This window comes from Thalassococcus halodurans, from assembly GCF_900108225.1.
In the GTDB taxonomy this organism is placed as follows: domain Bacteria; phylum Pseudomonadota; class Alphaproteobacteria; order Rhodobacterales; family Rhodobacteraceae; genus Thalassococcus; species Thalassococcus halodurans.
This window is the reverse complement of the sequence record NZ_FNUZ01000001.1, coordinates 457,791-476,923: the sequence shown is the minus strand read 5'-3', so window position 1 is coordinate 476,923 and position 19,133 is coordinate 457,791. Positions and strand designations below refer to the sequence as shown.

The 19,133-nt window shown below is 57.5% G+C and carries 15 protein-coding genes and 1 tRNA gene; 3 read left to right on the top strand and 13 right to left on the bottom strand.

Features of this window, described 5'->3' with window-relative positions; translation table 11 throughout:
• Positions 1 to 89: 89 nt before the first annotated feature.
• The 5 genes from iolB to C4S59_RS02360 form a co-directional block, all read right to left on the bottom strand.
• Positions 90 to 914: a 5-deoxy-glucuronate isomerase gene (iolB, locus tag C4S59_RS02380; protein ID WP_103909390.1), complete on the bottom strand. Its 825-nt coding sequence runs from the start codon at positions 912 to 914 to the stop codon at positions 90 to 92.
• 13 nt (positions 915 to 927) lie between these two features.
• On the bottom strand, positions 928 to 1,830 hold the full coding sequence (gene iolE, locus C4S59_RS02375) for a myo-inosose-2 dehydratase (protein WP_103908865.1): 903 nt from the start codon (positions 1,828 to 1,830) through the stop codon (positions 928 to 930).
• A gap of 21 nt (positions 1,831 to 1,851) precedes the next feature.
• Complete coding sequence (iolD, locus tag C4S59_RS02370; RefSeq protein WP_103908864.1) at positions 1,852 to 3,684, bottom strand: 3D-(3,5/4)-trihydroxycyclohexane-1,2-dione acylhydrolase (decyclizing); 1,833 nt, start codon at positions 3,682 to 3,684, stop codon at positions 1,852 to 1,854.
• Positions 3,685 to 3,689: 5 nt separating this feature from the next.
• Complete coding sequence (locus C4S59_RS02365) at positions 3,690 to 5,609, bottom strand: bifunctional 5-dehydro-2-deoxygluconokinase/5-dehydro-2-deoxyphosphogluconate aldolase (RefSeq protein WP_103908863.1); 1,920 nt, start codon at positions 5,607 to 5,609, stop codon at positions 3,690 to 3,692.
• 227 nt (positions 5,610 to 5,836) lie between these two features.
• Positions 5,837 to 6,667: a MurR/RpiR family transcriptional regulator gene (locus C4S59_RS02360; RefSeq protein ID WP_103908862.1), complete on the bottom strand. Its 831-nt coding sequence runs from the start codon at positions 6,665 to 6,667 to the stop codon at positions 5,837 to 5,839.
• Positions 6,668 to 6,881: 214 nt separating this feature from the next.
• On the opposite strand from C4S59_RS02360, the gene C4S59_RS02355 reads away from it, so the two are divergent.
• The 3 genes from C4S59_RS02355 (at position 6,882) to C4S59_RS02345 (ending at position 11,893) form a co-directional block, all read left to right on the top strand.
• A complete protein-coding gene (locus tag C4S59_RS02355) occupies positions 6,882 to 8,192 on the top strand; it encodes an NAD(P)/FAD-dependent oxidoreductase (protein WP_103908861.1) in 1,311 nt (436 codons plus the stop codon).
• On the top strand, positions 8,189 to 9,565 hold the full coding sequence (gene hglS / locus C4S59_RS02350) for a 2-oxoadipate dioxygenase/decarboxylase HglS (RefSeq protein ID WP_103908860.1): 1,377 nt from the start codon (positions 8,189 to 8,191) through the stop codon (positions 9,563 to 9,565). The genes C4S59_RS02355 and hglS overlap by 4 nt, the downstream gene beginning before the upstream one ends.
• A 123-nt stretch (positions 9,566 to 9,688) precedes the next feature.
• Positions 9,689 to 11,893, top strand: coding sequence for an NADP-dependent isocitrate dehydrogenase (locus C4S59_RS02345; protein WP_103908859.1), 2,205 nt, complete (start codon positions 9,689 to 9,691; stop codon positions 11,891 to 11,893).
• Positions 11,894 to 12,025: 132 nt separating this feature from the next.
• On the opposite strand, the gene C4S59_RS02340 is transcribed toward C4S59_RS02345, so the two are convergent.
• The 8 genes from C4S59_RS02340 to C4S59_RS02305 form a co-directional block, all read right to left on the bottom strand.
• Positions 12,026 to 12,102, bottom strand: a tRNA-Met gene (locus tag C4S59_RS02340).
• A gap of 203 nt (positions 12,103 to 12,305) precedes the next feature.
• A complete protein-coding gene (locus C4S59_RS02335) occupies positions 12,306 to 13,613 on the bottom strand; it encodes an ATPase (protein WP_103908858.1) in 1,308 nt (435 codons plus the stop codon).
• 145 nt (positions 13,614 to 13,758) lie between these two features.
• On the bottom strand, positions 13,759 to 14,256 hold the full coding sequence (locus tag C4S59_RS02330; RefSeq protein ID WP_103908857.1) for a prepilin peptidase: 498 nt from the start codon (positions 14,254 to 14,256) through the stop codon (positions 13,759 to 13,761).
• 17 nt (positions 14,257 to 14,273) lie between these two features.
• Positions 14,274 to 15,125 carry a tetratricopeptide repeat protein gene (locus tag C4S59_RS02325; protein WP_103908856.1) on the bottom strand — a complete coding sequence of 284 codons (852 nt, stop codon included), beginning with the start codon at positions 15,123 to 15,125 and terminating at the stop codon, positions 14,274 to 14,276.
• 33 nt (positions 15,126 to 15,158) lie between these two features.
• Positions 15,159 to 15,722, bottom strand: a complete 564-nt coding sequence (locus C4S59_RS02320; protein WP_103908855.1) for a tetratricopeptide repeat protein — start codon at positions 15,720 to 15,722, stop codon at positions 15,159 to 15,161.
• A gap of 10 nt (positions 15,723 to 15,732) precedes the next feature.
• A complete protein-coding gene (locus C4S59_RS02315) occupies positions 15,733 to 16,701 on the bottom strand; it encodes a type II secretion system F family protein (protein WP_103908854.1) in 969 nt (322 codons plus the stop codon).
• Between the two features lie 13 nt (positions 16,702 to 16,714).
• Entirely contained in the window at positions 16,715 to 17,680 is a 966-nt protein-coding gene (locus C4S59_RS02310; protein ID WP_103908853.1) for a type II secretion system F family protein, read from the bottom strand.
• Between the two features lie 6 nt (positions 17,681 to 17,686).
• Positions 17,687 to 19,123, bottom strand: coding sequence for a CpaF family protein (locus C4S59_RS02305; protein WP_103908852.1), 1,437 nt, complete (start codon positions 19,121 to 19,123; stop codon positions 17,687 to 17,689).
• Positions 19,124 to 19,133 lie beyond the last annotated feature (10 nt).

The following is a 19,133-nucleotide window of genomic DNA, read 5'->3' as shown; positions in this document are numbered from 1 at the left end:
ACTAATATGCCAGTTGTCCGTGCGCCAGCCATAAGAAAACCGGCCCGAAAATTCGGGCCGGTTTCATTTCCGTTAGGAATGGACGCTGATCAGGCGTCGCGTTCCATGATCCATTCAACTGCCGGATCGGCCTTGAAGCGCCATTTGCGCAGCGGGCCTGCCATGACGTTCAGATAGTACATCTCGAACCCGTAGGGCGCGCCGCAAGGGTGGTGGCCGCGCGGGACCAGAACCACGTCGCCGTCAGAGACAGCCATGGTTTCATCCAAGGTGCCATCTTCTGCATAGACACGCTGGATGCCAAAGCCCTTGGCGGGGTTGATCCGGTGGTAGTACGTCTCTTCCAGATAGGTCATGTTGGGGAAGTCATCCTCGTCATGACGGTGGCTGGGGTAGGACGACCAATGGCCATCGGGGGTGAAGACCTCTGTCACCAGCAGGCTGTCGCAAACGTCGCGATCTTCCATCGCGATGTTGTTAATATAGCGCGTATTGGTGCCCTTGCCGCGTTCGGTCAGCGTGATGCCATCGGGGCCAAGGCGCTGGGCCTTGTGGTTGCTCTTGCCCGGCGCTGTGCAGATGGCCAGAACACAGTCTGTCGTGGCCGTGGCCGACCAATCCTGTTCGTTCGGCACATAGAGGCAATGCGGCGGAGTGCGTTCGAACACGTTCATCCGATCGCCCATTTCGCCAAAGTCTTCGCCTGCTGCGGTGATGTTGGCTTTGCCTTCCACCAGAACAAGGATGACTTCGCGGTCGCCTGTGGCCTCGGCCGCGTTTTCACCGGCTTTCAGGTGATACAGGCCAAAGCCCACATAGCCCCAGTCGGGGCTGAGCGGGCCCTTGGCGCTGGTTGTTGTGATGTCGTGAACCTTGCCCGTGGTCCCGACAGGTTTGCGTAGAAGGTCAGGCATGATCATGCTCCGTTCAGGAAATGAGGCCCGCGTCTTTCGCAAGCGTTTTCAGTGTTTTCAGACCCAGTGTCTGGTATTCAAGCGGGTTGCGTACATCGGGGTCCTGTTCGGCCTCGATCACGATCCACCCGTCGTAGTCGTGCTGGGCAAGGATGTTCAGGCAAGGCGCGAAATCAATGCCGCCTTCGTCGTCACCGGGCACCGTAAAGACACCACGTCGCACACCTTCAAGGAACGACAGGTTTTCTGCACGGACCTCTTGTTTCACCGCGCGGCGCACGTTCTTGGCGTGGAAATGGGAAATACGGTCGATGTATTTTTCCACATACGGTGCGGGATCTGCACCGCCCGATCCGAAGTAGAAGTGACCCGTATCGAACAGCAGGCGCATCTTGGGGCCTGTTTTTTCCATCAGGATATCCAATTCGGCCGGTGTTTCGACGACGGTTCCCATGTGGTGGTGGTAGACCAGCGGAACACCTTCGGCGTCACAGTGGGCGGCAACGGCGTCAAGCTTGGCGGCGAAATCGTCCCACTGGTCGTCGGCCAGAACGGGGCTGTCAGCAAGCGACGCGCTGTCATTGCCGTGGATCGCATTCGACGTTTCACAGGCGATACAGACGGTGCAGCCCATCGCCTTGAGGCGGTCAAGATGCGGCTGGATCAGCGCGATTTCCTGTTCGGCAGAATGCATCAGCAGGTTCAAAGAATACCACGCCGACACAAAGGCCAGACCGTGCGGATCAAGCGCAGCTTTCAATTCGGTCGGGTCCCACGGCATCTTGTGGCCGTTTTCAATCCCGTCAAAGCCGATCTGACCTGCTTCAGTCAGGCATTGTTCAAGGCTGATATCTGCGCCGATGGTCTGATCGTCGTCGTTAGACCATGCGATAGGGTTTGTTCCAAAGCGGATCATAAAAGTGAACCTTATCAGGAGTTAGTTCAGCGCACGATTGCGCAGTTTTTCGATGTAGTTGGCGTGGGCGGCGTTGACCTCTTCGCGGACCGAGACCTCGGGCACCGCGACGTCCCACCAATGGCCACCGTCCGGGGTCGAAGGATAGGGATCGGTGTCGATGACAACCACATAGGCTTTGGGCGATGCCTTGGCGCGCTGCAAGGCGGCCTCAAGCTCTTCGATGGTTTTCACATGCTCGGATGTGGCCCCCATTGCGGCTGTGTGCGCGGCAAAGTCGATGTCCGACGGCGTTTCGTGGATCGTGTCTTTCAGCAGGTTGTTAAATTCTGCCCCGCCGGTGCCCATTTGCAGGCGGTTGATGCAGCCATAGCCGCGGTTGTCGGTGATCACGATGGTGAACTTCTGCCCCATCATCACAGCCGTCGCCAGTTCGCTGTTCATCATCATATAGCTGCCGTCGCCGACCATACAGATGACGTCACGCTCGGGCTGGGCCATTTTGATGCCCATGGCACCGGCCACTTCGTACCCCATGCAAGAAAAGCCGTATTCCATGTGGTAAGACATGGGCTTGGACGATTTCCAAAGCTTGTGCAATTCGCCGGGCATGGTGCCTGCGGCGCACATGACTACGGTGTCGGGACCTGCCGCACGCTGGACGGCACCAATGACCTGTTGGTCGGTGGGCAACTGGTTGCCATCTGCGGGTGCGTCGGTCAGCGGATCTACGGCTGCGAACCACGCATCCTTCGACGCCGTATTAGGGCCGGGATAGCTGGTGTCGCCAAGCGCCGCATCCAGATCGGCAAGGCCGGTGATCGCATCGGCCATGACCGGAACAGCACCATGCTTTTCGGCGTCATAGGCGTTGACGTTCAGTGAAATCAGGGTGCGGCCCGGGTTTTCGAACAGCGTCCAGGACCCGGTGGTGAAATCCTGAAAACGGGTGCCAAGACCAAGCACCACATCCGCCTCGATACAGGCTTTGTTCGCAGACGCCGAACCTGTCACACCGACGGGGCCCATGTTGTTCGGGTGATCCCACGGTAGTGCGGATTTGCCTGCCTGCGTTTCGACAACCGGAATGTTGTGCTTTTCAACAAAGGCCTTCATTTCCTCGGTCGCGCCAGCATAGTGCACGCCGCCACCTGCCAGAAGAACAGGGCGTTTGGCCGATTTCAGGATCTCGGCTGCGCGGGCGATTTCACCTTCGTCCGCACGGGGACGGCGGGTGTAGAGCGTGCGTTCTTCAAAGAATTCGACAGGCCAGTCATAGGCTTCGGCCTGAACGTCCTGACAGAAAGCCAGACAGACAGGGCCACATTCGGCAGGGTCTGTCATCGTGCGGAACGCGCGGGGCAGGGCCGTCAGAAGCTGTTCGGGGCGTGTGATGCGGTCGAAGTAACGCACGACAGGCTTGAAGCAGTCATTCGCGCTGATTGTGCCATCGCCGAAATCTTCGATCTGTTGGAGGACCGGGTCGGGGCCACGGTTTGCAAACACATCCCCGGGGAGAAGGAGAAGTGGCAAACGGTTTACATGCGCCAATGCCGCAGCAGTCACCATATTCGTGGCGCCCGGCCCGATCGAAGAGGTCACTGCCATCGCGCGGCGGCGCCCCAATTGTTTGGAATAAGCAATCGCCGCGTGGCACATGCTTTGTTCATTATGTCCGCGATAGGTCGGAAGCTCGTCACGGATGCCGTGCAGTGCTTCGCCCAGGCCGGCCACGTTGCCGTGCCCGAAAATGGCCCAGACACCTTCGATAAAACGCTCACCAGTTTCGGTTTTTTGCGCTGCAATGTAGCGCACCATGGCCTGAGCGGCTGTCAAACGGATGGTTTTTGTCATCTCGATCATCCTTTGTTCGCGGGCCATTTGGCCTCGGCGCTGGAAGTGTCCCAGATTTCGCAAAGCTGGCTATAGCGTTGTGCCATTTCCGCGACGGCTGTTTCATCATCAATCTTGTCTGTCAGCCACTGACGCGCAACCTCGCCAAAGATCGTGCGGCCCACGGCGAACCCCTTGACCAAATCGAACTTGGCCGCGGATTTAAAGCTGGCAGCCAGCTCTTCTTGCGGGGCATCAAGGCCCAGAACCACGATACCACGGGTGTGCGGATCGTTTTCTTCAATCGCGTTGACCGCGTTGGACCAGCCTGCGTCGGTCTTCATCGGCTCAAGCTTCCACCAGTCAGGATACACGCCGATTTCATAGAAGCGGCGGATGATGGTGGCAGTGGTCATGTCGTCGACGGGGCCGACCTTTGAGGGAATAACCTCGAACAGGAATTCAAGACGGTTGCGGCGCGCGGCAGCGTACAGGCGTTTGACCCGCGCTTCCTGCATCTTGCGTTCTTTTTCAGTGTCATCGGGGTGGTAGAAGCACAGGCACTTTACCACGTGTTCCAGCGGCCATTCCGACAGGCCACCGCAATCGGGGCCGATTTCCGGTTCGAATTCCAGCGGACGCGAACCGGGCAGTTCGACGGGACGACCGATCCAGAGGCCGGTGCCTGCCGCCTTATATAGCGCGTCACGGCCAAGGCGACGGTCGCACAGCAGACCATAGCCGTTCCGGCCTTGGGCGACCTGCTGGCAGGCATCAAGGCAAAGTTCCTTGAACGCGCCGATCTTTTCAGGTGTTGCGCCGTCCATTTCTTCCAGCTGCATCCGGTGGTCGAATGCAAAGACCCGCATCGTCGGCCAGTCGCCTTTGCGGTTGGTGGCCCAATGCACCTGTTCCAGAATTTCGTCGTTACGCAGGTCGGGGCGCAACACGCCGCGTTCAAGGAAGAACTGCAATTCGGTCCAGCTGGGATACGCAGGCGCGCAGCCGTGGCGCGATACGGCCAGTGCGCCACAAGCGTTGGCGTAGGTTAGGGCGGTTGGCCAGTCTTCGCCGTCCAGCCAGCCTTTCAGTAGACCGGACATAAAGCCATCGCCCGCGCCCAATACGTTGAACACCTCAATTGGGAAGCCTGGGCCGGATTCACCGTCTTCAAGGCTGTCAGGAATGTCACCAGTAAAGGCCACAGCACCATCAGCACCACGTTTGCAGACCAGCGTCGCGCCAGACACTTTGCGGACGGCACGCAGGGCTTCGATGGTGTCTGTGCTGCCGCCCGCGATGTGAAATTCTTCCTCGGTTCCGACGATCAGATCGAACAGATGCAGCGTGGACTGCAATTTCTGGGTGACCGCATCAGACGCGATAAAACGGTTTTCGCCGTCGCCGTGGCCGGACAGGCCCCAAAGGTTCGGGCGATAATCGATATCCAACGCGGTCTGCGCGCCGTGTTTGCGCGCGAGTTCCAGTGCTTTCAGAACAGCGGCTTCGGTGCGCGGGTTGGACAGGTGGGTGCCTGTCGCAACGACCGAACGGGAAGACGCGATAAAGTCTTCGTCAACGTCATCTTCGGACAGCGCCATATCGGCACAGTTTTCGCGATAGAAAATCAGGGGGAACTGCTCTTCGTCCCGAATGCCCAGCAAAACCAATGCGGTAAGGCGTTCCGGATCGGTGATCACGCCTTGGGTGTTCACGCCTTCCGCGGCCAGCTGTTCGCGGATAAAGCGACCCATGTGTTCATCGCCGACGCGGGTCAGAAGGGCAGATTTCAATCCCAGACGCGCAGTGCCTGCAGCCATGTTGGTGGGCGAGCCGCCGATGTATTTTTCAAAGCTGGCCATGTCTTCCAACCGGCCGCCTACCTGTGCGCCATATAGGTCCACCGAAGATCGGCCCACGGTAATCAGATCAAGCGTTTTCGTCATATCTCTTTCCATCAAGCGACAGGTTCACGCGCCCAGCTGGTCAGCTGTCGCCTGTCGGCAGCCCAAATGGCGCAGTGATTGCGCGTTGTCTTAACTTTCCAAGGTTGGTTTCGGCCGTACGCCGATCTCCTCCTTGCGGTCAGCGCGACTCGCTTTGTCGCCACTTTCCGCCCTCAATGGAATAAATATTCCATTTTTATTGCGCAGGCAAGCAAAGATGGAAAATCTTATTCTTTTTGGACGCGCTGCCCCAATGCGACCGCCAGCGTCGTCACCAAAGTCATTGAAACGGTCGGGACGCGGAAGGCTTCGACATCGACCTCACGGGCCACCAGAACGACGTCGGCCTCGGGGGCGACCGGGCAATCCGCGCTGTCGGTCAGCAGGATAATCTTGGTGCCACGGGCTTTGGCCTCGGTCACAACATCCAGGGTTTCCGACGAAAATGGCGCGTAGGTCACTGCGAACAGTACGTCATCGGCCCTGAAAGACGCGCTTGCGGCGACCATGCCCACGCCAGAATGCAGCATGGCCGGCACGCCCATTTTGTTCAGCATATAATGGAAGTACGTGGTGACCGAATAGGCGCGGCGCATCCCGAATAAATGGGCCATTTGCGCGTTCTGAAGCAGGGTAATGGCCGCTTCTATTTGATCCGGATTCAGGCTGTTTGTGAAGTTTATTAGGGATTTGTGGCCAGCCTCGGCGAAATCGGCGAACAGGTTCGTGGCGTCTGGCGCCCCCTTTGCACGCAACTCGGACAGGCGCGCATCATAGTCGGGGCGCGACTGCGCATATTCACTGCGGAACAGGGCCTGCATTTCGGAATACCCCGAAAACCCGAGTGCCTGACAAAACCGCATAAAGGCTGACGGGGCGACGTCGGCCAGTGCAGCCATTTCGGCAACCGTTGAGACAGCCACAAGGTTGATGTTCCGGCGCAGCAGAATGGCACATTGGCGCAACCGCTTGGGCAGGCTGTCATCGATATGGTCCAATCGGTCCAATAGTTCGGACACGCTACGTGGCGGCTGCGCGGTCTCAGTCTTTGTACTCATGATCGGATCCTTATCGAGATGCGCCTACATTAGCGGTTTATCCCAAAAGTGGAATAAATATTCTGAAATCCAGTACCAGAAAGTCGATCCGTTCTAAAGGTATTTGCCGTCAGGTTGCAAAATCACAGTGATCCCTTCGCGTTCGCGGCTTTTCTCGGCGGGCAAACAGGGTACTGTACGGCAGAATTTCACAGCAGGCGGTATAGGCAGCGGGATGGACCAATCCGAGATCAAGCCAAGGCTTTGGGCCTTCTCCAGCCGCGAACACGTGTCGTCGGAGCCTGTGGCGGACGATCTTGAGTGTGATGTCCTGATCATTGGCGGCGGGTTTACGGGATGTGCCGCGGCCTATGAAGCGGCCAGCGCCGGGGCGCGTGTTGTCCTGCTTGAGGCAGAAGAGATCGGCTTTGGCGGATCGGGCCGGAATGTCGGCTTGGTGAACGCAGGCCTCTGGTTGCCGCCTGACGACATCATCCACCGTCTTGGGCACACCATGGGGCATCGTCTGATTGATGCATTGGGTGTTGGCCCTGACTTGGTGTTCGAATTGATCGCTGAAGAGGGCATTCAGTGCGATGCTGTCCGTCAGGGCACGCTGCATGTCGCCCATTCCGAAGACGGCTTGGAAAATCTGCAAAGCCGCTTCCGTCAAGGCAACGCAGTTGGTGCGCCGCTTCAAATGCTGAACGCCGAGGACACCGAACGCAGGCTTGGCACCGGTGACTTTCACGGTGCGCTTTTTGATCCGCGGGCGGGCACGATCCAGCCGCTGGCCTATTGCCGTGGGTTGGCGCGAGCGGCGGAGCGCGCGGGCGCGATGTTGTTCGGGCAAAGCCGCGTTCGGGATCTGCGCCACACCGGTCAGGGGTGGATGGCCAAGGTGAACGGGCAGACAATTACGGCCCAGTCCGTGATCCACGCGACGAACGCCTATCATGACACGATCAAAGGCGGGCCAAAGCCGTCTTTCGCCACGGTTCATTATAGTCAGTTCGCCACCGCGCCCCTGACGCCCGCACAGCGCGAGGTGATCCTGCCCGATGGTGAGGGGTGCTGGGACACGGCGCTGGTGATGACGTCCTTCCGCTTGGATGCCGAGGGGCGCTTGATCCTTGGGACGATGGGCAATGCCGAGGGCTTCGGTGGCACGGTTCACCGCAACTGGGCTGAACGCAAACTGGCCGAACTGTATCCGCAACTGGCTGGTACGGCGTTTACCCACATCTGGCAGGGTCGCATTGCCATGACGGCAGATCATCTGCCCAAGGTCGTGGCCTTTGGCCCGGATGCCTATGCGATCTACGGGTATTCGGGGCGTGGGATCGCGCCCGGTACGGTCTTTGGTATTTGCGCGGCGCGGGCTTTGTTGGGCGACGGGGAAACGGCCTTTCCGCTGCCTGTCTTGCCGGCATACTCGGAACACCTTACCCGATCAAAAACACTGTTCTACGAGGCAGGCGCCACCTTGACGCACGCGCTGCCTCAGATACCAAAGGTGTCAAAATTTTTAGGAGAAAAGCGATGACCGATCTGATGCACCCCGATGATATCCGCGGGCTTTTTTCCAAGGCCATGTCAGACATGTACCGTGATGAGGTGCCGCAATACGGTGACCTGATCGATCTGGTGCGTGATGTGAATAACGAGGTTCTGGCAGGGGATCCGGACTTGCAGGCTCAGATGCAAGCCGCTGATGAACTGGACCGACTGGATGTCGAACGCCACGGTGCGATCCGTCTGGGCACAGCTGAGGAACTGTCGTCCATCCGTCGGATGTTTGCTGTGATGGGGATGTATCCCGTCGGCTATTACGATCTGTCCGTTGCGGGCCTGCCGGTGCATTCCACCGCCTTCCGCCCGATCGAGACTGCCGCGCTGTCGCGCAACCCGTTCCGTGTGTTCACGTCACTGGTGCGGTTGGAACTGTTGGAAGATCGCGACCTTGCTGCGGCTGCGGCGGACATTCTGGCACAGCGTCAGATCGTGACGTCCAAAGCGCTGTTCCTGATTGAAACAGCTGAGTTGCAGGGTGGCCTGACCAAGCCGCAGGCCGAAGAGTTCGTGGCGCAGGCGTTGGAAACCTTCCGTTGGCATTCTGACGCGACGGTTGATGCCGAGACATATGAACGTCTTCACGATGCACACCGTCTGATTGCGGATGTGGTCAGCTTTAAGGGCCCGCACATCAATCACCTGACACCGCGCACGCTGGATATTGACGAGGTGCAGCGCCTTATGCCTGAACGTGGCATCGCGCCCAAGGCTGTGATCGAAGGCCCGCCGCGCCGCAACGCTGGTATCCTTCTGCGCCAGACATCGTTCAAAGCGCTGGAAGAGCCGGTGAAGTTCAAAGGTGCCGATGCGGCTGGTACGCACACTGCGCGTTTCGGTGAAATCGAACAGCGGGGCGTTGCGCTGACAGCCGAGGGTCGCGCGCTTTATGATCGTTGTCTTGCAGAAACCCGCGCGGCGGCGGCTGTTGGCGGGCAGGGGCAGGGCGCGGGTGATTATGTCGATGCGCTGAACGCCAAATTTGTGGCCTTCCCGGATGATCTGGATACGTTGCGCCGCGAAAAACTGGCCTTCTTCCGTTATCGCGCTGTGGGGCAAGCCGCAGGTCAGGCCGGTGATGTCGAAGCGCTGATTGCGTCCGGTGCGTTGGTCGCTGATCCGCAGGTCTACGAGGATTTCCTGCCTGTCTCGGCGGCGGGCATTTTCCAATCTAATTTGGGGTCCGATGCACAGTCGACCTACGATGCGGCGGCCAACCAAGATGCCTTTGAGGCGGCGCTGGGTACGACGGTCACGGACCCCACCGGCCTTTATGCAAAGATCCAGAACGACAGCTTGGTTGAGGCGCTAACACAATTGGGCCAAGGGCATCTTTTGGCCGCGTAAGCGTAAAATCTGGGGCAGTTAGCATAAAAAAATGCGTAATCCAGAGGGGCGAATGGTCACATCCGGTAGACCATTCGCCCCAGTTCGGCTAGACGTTCGCAAACGCAGCAAAGGACTTGGATCATGGCTGAACAAACATCTCCAGATATTGTGTATACAAAGGTAGACGAAGCACCGGAACTTGCGTCCCACTCGCTTCTTCCAGTGATTCGCAGCTTTGCTGCCGCCGCGGGTGTGACCGTCGGTGTTAAAGATATTTCGCTGGCTGGCCGCATCATCGCGACCTTCCCCGAGCGTCTGACAGACGCACAGAAACAAGATGACCACCTGGCAGAACTGGGCGAGCTGGTGAAGCTGCCCCATGCCAACGTGATCAAACTGCCGAACATCTCGGCTTCGGTTCCGCAGCTGGTTGCAGCGATCAAGGAACTTCAGGGGCAGGGCTATGATCTGCCCGACTATCCCGAGGCACCCGCGACCGACGAAGAAAAAGAAGTTCGCGCGCGCTACGACGCGATCAAAGGTTCCGCTGTGAACCCCGTTCTGCGCGAAGGCAACTCGGACCGCCGCGCGGCTGGCGCCGTTAAGAAATTCGCCCAAGACAACCCGCACCGCATGGGTGAGTGGGTGTCCGACTCCAAAACACGCGTGGCGTCGATGTCGGGCGGCGACTTCTTCTCGAACGAAGTGTCGGCAACGCTGGACAAAGCCGCGACTGCCAAGATCGTTCTGGAAACAGCCGGTGGCGAAACTGTCCTGAAAGAGGGCGTTTCCTACCCCGCAGGTGCTGTTGTTGACGCGACATACATGTCGGCCAAGGCGCTGGACGCGTTCCTTGAGGACGAAATCGCCAAGACAAAAGACGAAGGCATCCTGTTCTCGCTGCACATGAAAGCAACGATGATGAAGGTGTCGGACCCGATCATCTTCGGCCACGCTGTCAAAGCCTTCCTGAAGCCTGTCTTTGACGACTACGGCGACGAACTGGCGGCACTTGGCGTCAACCCGAACTCGGGTCTGGGTGATCTGCTGAAGCGCGTCGAAGACCAGCCTGCGATCATGGCTGAGATCGAGCGCGTCATGGCTGACCAGCCGCCGATGTACATGGTGAACTCGGACAAGGGCATCACCAACCTGCACGTGCCGTCTGATGTTATCATCGACGCCTCGATGCCTGCGCTGATCCGCGCTGGTGGTAAAGGCTGGGGCCCGGATGGCAAAGAAGCAGATACAAACTGCGTCATCCCCGACAACTCCTATGCGCCGGTCTATGACGAAGCGATCAAGTTCTTCAAAGAAAACGGTAAACTGAACCCGGCAACTGCTGGCACCGTTCAGAACCTTGGCCTGATGGCACAGAAAGCCGAAGAATACGGTTCGCACCCGACAACGTTCGAAATCCCCGAAGCAGGCACCGTCAAGATGATCCTTGATGACGGCACCGTGCTGCACCAGCACGCCGTTGAAGCAGGCGACATCTGGCGTTCCGCATCGGCGCGCAAAGCACCGATCGAAGACTGGGTGAACCTGGCGATCGAACGTCAGAAGGCAACAGGCTACCGTTCCATCTTCTGGCTGGACGAAACCCGCGCCCACGACGCCGAACTGATCAAATACGTCAAGCCGATCCTCGAGGCCAAAGGCGTTTCCGACAAGTTCGAGATCATGGCACCCCGCGAAGCCACACGCGCATCGCTGGAAACCATCACCAAGGGCGAAAACACAATCGCGATCACAGGCAACGTTCTGCGCGATTACCTGACCGACCTGTTCCCGATCCTCGAACTCGCGACATCGGCGAAAATGCTGTCCATCGTGAAACTGATGAACGGTGGCGGCCTGTTCGAAACAGGCGCCGGTGGTTCCGCGCCCAAGCACGTTCAGCAGCTGATGGAAGAAAACCACCTGCGTTGGGACAGCCTTGGCGAATTCTGTGCGCTGGCCGAAAGCCTGAAGTTCCTGGCTGACGCCCGCGACAACGCCAAAGCGCGGATCTTGGGTGAAGCCGTGGAAACAGCGACCCAGGGCATTCTGGACAACGACCGTTCGCCGAGCCGTAAAGTTGGCGAGCCGGACAACCGTGACAGCCACTTCTGGTTCGCGACCTACTGGGCCAAAGCACTGGCCGAGCAGGATCAGGACGCAGAGATCGCCGCACACTTCGCCCCCATCGCCAAAGCGCTGGACGAAAACGCGGACAAGATCGTTGCCGAGCTGGCGGCAGTTCAGGGCCAAGCGGCTGATCTGGGCGGCTACTACCACTCGGACGAGGCCAAGACGACTGCTGTGATGCGCCCCTCGGCGACGTTCAACAGCATCATCGGCTGATCGGCTTAACAGCTTGAAACCAAGACCCGCCAGCGCCCACGCGTTGGCGGGTTTTTCTTTGTCTGCTGCTGACCGGACGCAAACACGAATAGCCCGCGAACTGCAGGCTGGTGTGTTGGATATGGAGGGAAGTGGTGGCGTGGGGGAGACTCGAACTCCCGACCTAACGATTATGAGTCGTTCGCTCTAACCAACTGAGCTACCGCGCCGAACCGTGGGCGGTGGGTAAGACAGCGGGCCGGAGTCGTCAAGCGCTATTTGCCAGAAAAATGCGCTTAGTCGCGATCTATTTGGTTTGGGTCCATATTGGGCAAAACGCAGGGATGTGTCGCCGTGGGATTTCTGCCCAGAAACGAAAACAGCGGGCCCGATTGCCCGCTGCTGAATTGTTCTGCGACTGGCATTGTCGCGGCTATTTCACGATCTCTTCGTCTTTGACGAACAGGTTGGCCCAAGCACGGTCCACCAGTTCCGGTGTCATCTTGTAGGGCAGGCCCTCGAAGTCGCAGACTGCGATCATCTGGTCGATCAGGAAGACTGGCTGATAGTTCGCATAGACGTTGTTGATCGTCGGGTATTTCTTTTTCAGCAGGTGAACGAGGCTCTTTTCACACAACTGCATTTTCTTCTTGCGGGCCACCAGCGCAAAGATTTTCAGGAAATCCTCTTGGTTCGGGCCGTCAATTTTCACCTTGAAGAAGATACGACGCAAAGCCGCTTGGTCGAAGATTTCATTTGGGTGGAAGTTGGTCGAGAACACGACCAGCGTGTCGAAGGGCACTTCGAATTTCTCACCCGATTGCAGGGCCAGAATATCTTTGCCTTCTTCCAGCGGAACAATCCACCGGTTGACCAGCTTCTGCGGCGGTTCGGCCTGACGACCCAAGTCGTCGACGATAAAAATGCCGCCGCTGGATTTCAGCTGCAAAGGCGCCTGATAGGTCCGCGCCGTGGGGTTATAGACCAGATCCAGCATGTCCAGCGACAGTTCACCACCTGTGATAACCGTGGGGCGTTCACACTGCACATAGCGGCTGTCGAACAGGTTGCGGCGGCGCAACTGGGTCGGATCGTCCAGCATTTCTTCGGCGGCGGAATGGACGATCGGGTCATAAACCGTGATCACCTGACCGGCGTATTCGATGGCGCGGGGGACATAGATTTTATCACCCATCGCATCACGAATACCGTTCGAGATCGACGATTTACCGTTGCCCGGAGGGCCGTACATCAGGATCGACCGGCCAGAGCCCACAGCAGGGCCCAACGTGCTAAGCAGTGTGGGCGGCAGGATCAGGTGACCCATCGCCTGCGTAAGCTGTTCGCGGGTGATTTGGACGTTCTTAATCGACTGCCGTTTGACCTGTTCGCGGTAGACCTCTAGCGGCACAGGCATCGCGCCATAGTATTCGGACTGCGCCAAAGCCTCCAGCGCGCGGGCGCGGCCGGAGTCGGTCAGCTGATAGCCCATCTCGTTGCCCGAGTTCGCATTCAGCGTACCCATCGCTTCCAGAAGGTTCTGACCACGAGCGATGTCGACCAGTTCCTGCGTGATCCCTGTCGGCAGGCCGATGGCCACACCCAAATCACGCACGGTGGCAATGTTTTTACGGAACATCGTTTTGATCACGATGTCGCGCATCATCACAATCGGCAGGGCCATATCCGCAAGGCTTTTGGGCGGAGGAGGCGCCATGACATTGGACGTCTGCATGTTCATGATTGGGAACCTATCGCTCGAATTCACTGGTCTTTGTTGACCCAGAAGAGAGCAGGTATTTGTGGCAAGAGCTTGGCTTGCCTCGGGCGTTTTGCAGATGATTTTAGACAGGCAGGCGCAGGGCAACGCCCCGCGCTTACAGGTTTTATCTGCCGTAGAGGATGCCCAGCCCTAGATAGATCGCCAGCGTTCCGCCAAGCGCCAGCCCCATCGGGAACTTCTTGGCAGGTGCGTCCCAGCTTTCCCAATCAGGGGCGATTTTACGCAACGGCGTGTATTTGGCCAAACGGTGGGATGCGAACGCGGCCAGCAGGGTTGCGGCGAACAGAACCATCAGGAACCGGAGGTCACCAATATGGATAAAGGGTGCGGCGGCTGCGGCGAATTTCGCGTCACCAGCGCCCATAGCACCTGCCGCATTCAGCGCCATACCTGCCACGAGGACCGCGCCAAAGTAAGCATAACGCCAAAGGTAGTCTTCAAACGGAAGGGCGAGTGGGCCGATCACGACAAAGACCAGAAACAGCGCCACGACTGTTCCGTTCGTAATGCGCATTTCGCGCATGTCCGTGTAACACGTGTAGACGCACAACGGCAGAACGAATGGAAAAAACCACAGCGCGGCGGACGAAAGAATATCCATAGTTCCGTCCGGCCCGATCAGGAGTTTTCCAACGCATCCAAGCTACGCGCGGCAGCTTCGAAATGCTGGGGATGTGTTTCGAGCGCTTCACGCAAGAGCGACTTCCCGATTTCCACATCGTTCCGTTTGATCGCAGCCAGCGCCATCGTGTGCAACAGCTCGGCCCGTTCGATCTGGGTCATGGGCATGACCGGCAGGGTGTAGTTGCCTTGCGCGCCACGGGCCAGAACAAGGTTGTTTTTGGCTGTGAAAAGATCCTGATCGCGCTGGATTGCGTCTGTGAACAACCGCTCGGCCGCGGCACCGTCGCCGCGTGTCAGCTTGGAAAAGCCCCAGTTGTTCAGAACGCCGGCTGGCTGGGTCGTCAGGCCAAGCGCGATTTCGTAGAAGCTGTCGGCCTTTTTCCAATCCTTGTTATAGTCGGCAATGATCGCTTCCAGCTTGTAGCGTTCAAACGTTTCATGTGTCGGGGGAATGGAATTCAGCGTCTCTTCCGCCCGTTCCCACTGTCCGGCACGGATCAAAGCATCGGCAAGGTTTGTTTTGTCGGAATTGGTGGCGTCTTCGTGTTCCACCACGCGGTTCCAAGCACCCACACCTTCGGTCACACGTTTCGCGCGGATCAGCGACAGGGCAAGACCACGGCGGAAATCGATGCGATCGGGGTCCTGTCCCAGACTGCGTTGGAAATAGGACACGGCTTCGTTCGGGTCTGCGACTGTCAGCATGACGTCGTTCAGATCGGTCCCGTCGATAACGTTCACACCCTGAAAGGCGCGGTCCACACTTTGTCCGTCGGACTTGTCACAAGCCGACAGAACGATCAGCCCTGCAACGCAGGCGGCTGTCAAAGAGAGGGGCTGGCGCATTTTTGCGTCCTTTACTGCTCTTGCCTCGTATATTTATGGCTGGATCAGGTAGTCACCCGTACCCCGCCGTACCAGCTTATATTGCTGATCTTCTGATGGATCATAAAACGAATTTTCAAGTTTTGCGATAGCCAAGCGAAGATTGTCACGAATTGAGTCACTTTCGCCATTATCCAGCGCGTAGGCTTTCTGGAAAGTGGCGGCTGCTTCGGATAATTTTCCCTTTTCCATCAGGACAACGCCCAGATTGTTCCAGACGGCCGGATTGGTTTCGTCTTCTTTCACGGCTCGGCGCAGAATGCGTTCGGCTTGCCCCAAACGCCCCATCGCAAGGTTCGCAGATCCGATGCCGCTTAGGATTTCGCCGGTCAGCCCGTATTGCACGGCCGCACGTTGATAGGCCTCGATCGCCAGTTCGTATTCCTTGGCGTCCATCAACCTGTGCCCGACCAACAGCCCGTCAACGGATTCCCCGTTCGGATCGATCGAGGGCGCATAGAGTTGATCAGGCTTGCCGTCGGATGCAGTCAGGCCGCCCGAAGAACAGGCGGCCATAAAGCAGGTCAGGATGGCAGCACCGAAAAGGCGCAAGGGCATAGGGTTGCTCCTAGTTCAGCCCCATGTTCGTGATGCCAACGACCGAGGGACCGACAAGAATAAGAAGTAGCGGCGGCACCGTGAACATCATTGTGGTCAAAGTCATCTTGGTCGGCAACTGGTTCGCTTTTTCTTCTGCGCGCATGACGCGTTTATCACGCATCTCGCCCGCATAAACGCGCAGGGCGTCAGCGATTGACGTACCAAAGGTCTGCGACTGGTTCAGAACCGTCACGAAAGACGAAATATCCTGCACGCCGCATCGTTCGGACATGTCGTTCAGAACGGCGGTTTTTTCCTTACCCGCCTTCATCTCGTAGCTGACCATCAGGAATTCGTCGGCCAGGTTCGGGAAAGAGGCCCGCAATTCCTTTGAAATCCGCAAAATCGCTTGGTCCATGGATTGGCCCGCTTCCACGCAGACCAGCATCATGTCCAAGGCATCAGGGAAACCATCCTGAATTTCCTGACGGCGTTTATCCGCACGTTTGGTAACCCAGTATTTCGGCCCCATGTAGCCGACAACGCCCGGGCCAAGCACCCACATGATCATATCTTTGGTGGTGCTGTCGGTGCCAGCGTTCAGGCTGTAGTAAAGCGCGCCCAAACCAAGACCAGCCAACGCCAGCGCGAACTGGGCAAAGTAATATGTCCGAACGGCATCTTTGCTGCGGTAGCCGGCTTGCTGCAGTTTGGACTTGATGTCCGACAGTTCTTTTTCATCGGTCGGTTCAAGTAACTGGGCGTATTTGTTCAGTTTGTCGTTGCGACCCTTTTCGCGAAGAATGGCGGTCGTTTCTTTCTGTACCCTCGATTGTTGAGCTTCTTTCAGTTTGTCCAATGGGTCCGGTTTTTGGGACAGGACGATGGGAATACAGGCCAACAGCAGCAAAAGCCCAACGCCACCCAAAAGGATGACAGGACCTGCTGGGCCAAGAAGTCCAGTGATGACGGAAGTGATATTTGCGAATAAATCCATGTCAGAAACCGCTTCAGACTTTGATGTTTACAAGCATGCGCATGATGAACAGGTTCAGCGCGAGGAAGATGGCGACAAAGAAGCAGCCAGGAATGAACAAGGGGTGATCCAGAACTGGATCGTAATAATCGGGCTTTGTCACCTGAATAAAAATCAATGCGGCCACAGGGAAACCGGATAGGAATTTGCCAGACCACTGTGCTTCGGCAGTGATCGCTTTAACGCGGCGGAACAGGCGGAAGCGGGCGCGGATAACTTTGGCCAGACCTTCAAGGATTTCGGCAAGGTTACCACCCGACTGCTGCTGGATCGAAACGGCCACCGCGAGGAAGCGCAAATCCTGCATGTCCAGACGTTGGGCCATGTGTTTCAGCGCTTCGCCAATGTCACGGCCATAGGCGCTTTCATCCGCGATAACGCCGAATTCTGTTGCCAGTGGGTCTTGGATTTCTTTGGAAACGATGGAAATTGCCGAATTAAACGGGTGGCCAACGCGCAAGCTGCGCACCATCAATTCGACTGCATCGGGTAGTTGTTCTTCAATCAGATTCAGACGTTTTTTCGCCTTCATATTGACCCAAGTAAAGACGCCACCTACGCCAAAAAGGATCGACAAAAGAATGCGCACGGCCAGTCCGGTTTCTGTGCCAACGGTCAATGCAACGAAAGCCAGAATGCATACGCCGATCATCAGCAAGATAAGCTGTTGCGGTGTAAATGCGATTGCAGCCTTCTGGGCGCGGTCGGCCAGAAGGGAATAGATCGGCAGACCCCGATTTTCCGAGTGCTGGTCCATTTCCTTACGAAGGGTCGCAAGTACCTCTTCGCGGCGCGTGCCTTTGTCCAACATTTGCAGACGGCGGTTCACCTTGGAATTCAGGCTGATCGATTTCCCGAAGATGACCAGATAGGCGCCTTCGACAAGCACCAGAACGCCAACGAAAATAGCGCCGTAGATAATAAATTCGACGTTTAACATAACGGGTTACTCTGCTCTGAAGGGCTCATAAATCGACGAGGGCAAATCAAAGCCCCACAGTTTGAAGCGGTCAGCAAAGTGGCTGCGCACGCCTGTCGCCGTAAAGTGGCCGATGATTTTGTTGTCAGGGCCCAGACCGACACGCTGGTAGCGGAAGATTTCCTGCATCGAGATAACTTCGCCTTCCATCCCCGTAATCTCGGTGATCGAAGTCATGCGGCGCGAACCGTCCTGCAGACGCGAGGCCTGTACGATGAGGTTTACAGCCGATGCAATCTGCGAACGCATCGCTTTCAGCGGCATTTCAATACCGGCCATCGCAATCATGTTTTCCAAACGTGCAACGCCGTCACGGGCCGAGTTGGCGTGGATCGTGGTCATCGATCCGTCGTGACCGGTGTTCATGGCCTGAAGCATGTCGATAACTTCTTCACCACGGGTTTCCCCCACGATGATCCGGTCAGGGCGCATACGCAGGGCGTTTTTCAGACAGTCGCGCGGGGTTACAGCACCTTTCCCTTCAACGTTCGGCGGGCGACTTTCCATCCGTCCCACGTGGGTCTGTTGCAGCTGAAGTTCCGCCGTATCCTCGATCGTCAGGATACGTTCCGAGTTGTCGATAAAGGACGAAAGCGCGTTCAGCGTGGTCGTTTTACCGGAACCTGTACCGCCCGAAACGATGACGTTCAGGCGGGTGGAAACGGCAGCCTGAAGATAGAGCGCCATTTCATCCGTGAACGCGCCAAAATCGACCAGATCCTGAATGCCCAGTTTGTCTTTTTTGAATTTACGAATGGATACCAGCGATCCGTCCACTGCGATGGGCGGGACCATAGCGTTGAAACGCGAGCCATCCTGCAAACGGGCGTCAACATACGGGTTTGATTCATCAACACGACGACCCACGGCGGATACGATCTTGTCGATGATCCGCATCAGGTGTTTTTCGTCTTTGAACGTGACGTCCGACAGGCTTAGCTTACCGTTTTGTTCGACGAAAATCTGCTGCGGGCCGTTGACCAGAATATCCGAGATCGTTTCGTCTTTCAGAAGCGGCTCAAGGGGTCCGAGGCCCTTCACTTCGTCGTACAGATCCTGGTTCAGGGTCATGCGTTCTTCGCGGTTCAGAACGATGGCCTTTTCCGCAAGTGTCTCGGTCGCAATTGCGCTGATTTCTTCCTTCAGCTCGGCCTCAGACGCGTGATCGAGCGCGGCAAGGTTCAAGTTATCCAGAAGGGCGCGGTGCAGTTCCAGCTTGATTTCAGCCAGACGTTCCTTGCGCTTCTTTTCCTTGTCGACAGGCGCCGCCTGTGCCGCACGTTTTGTTGCGATCTTCTGAACGGGTTTCGCCGGGGCCGTTTTCACGACCTCCGGTTTTGCCGCTGTGGCGACAGCCTGTGCTGCGGGCGCTTCTGGAGCTGATTTTTTGTATCTGGAAAACATTTACAACAAG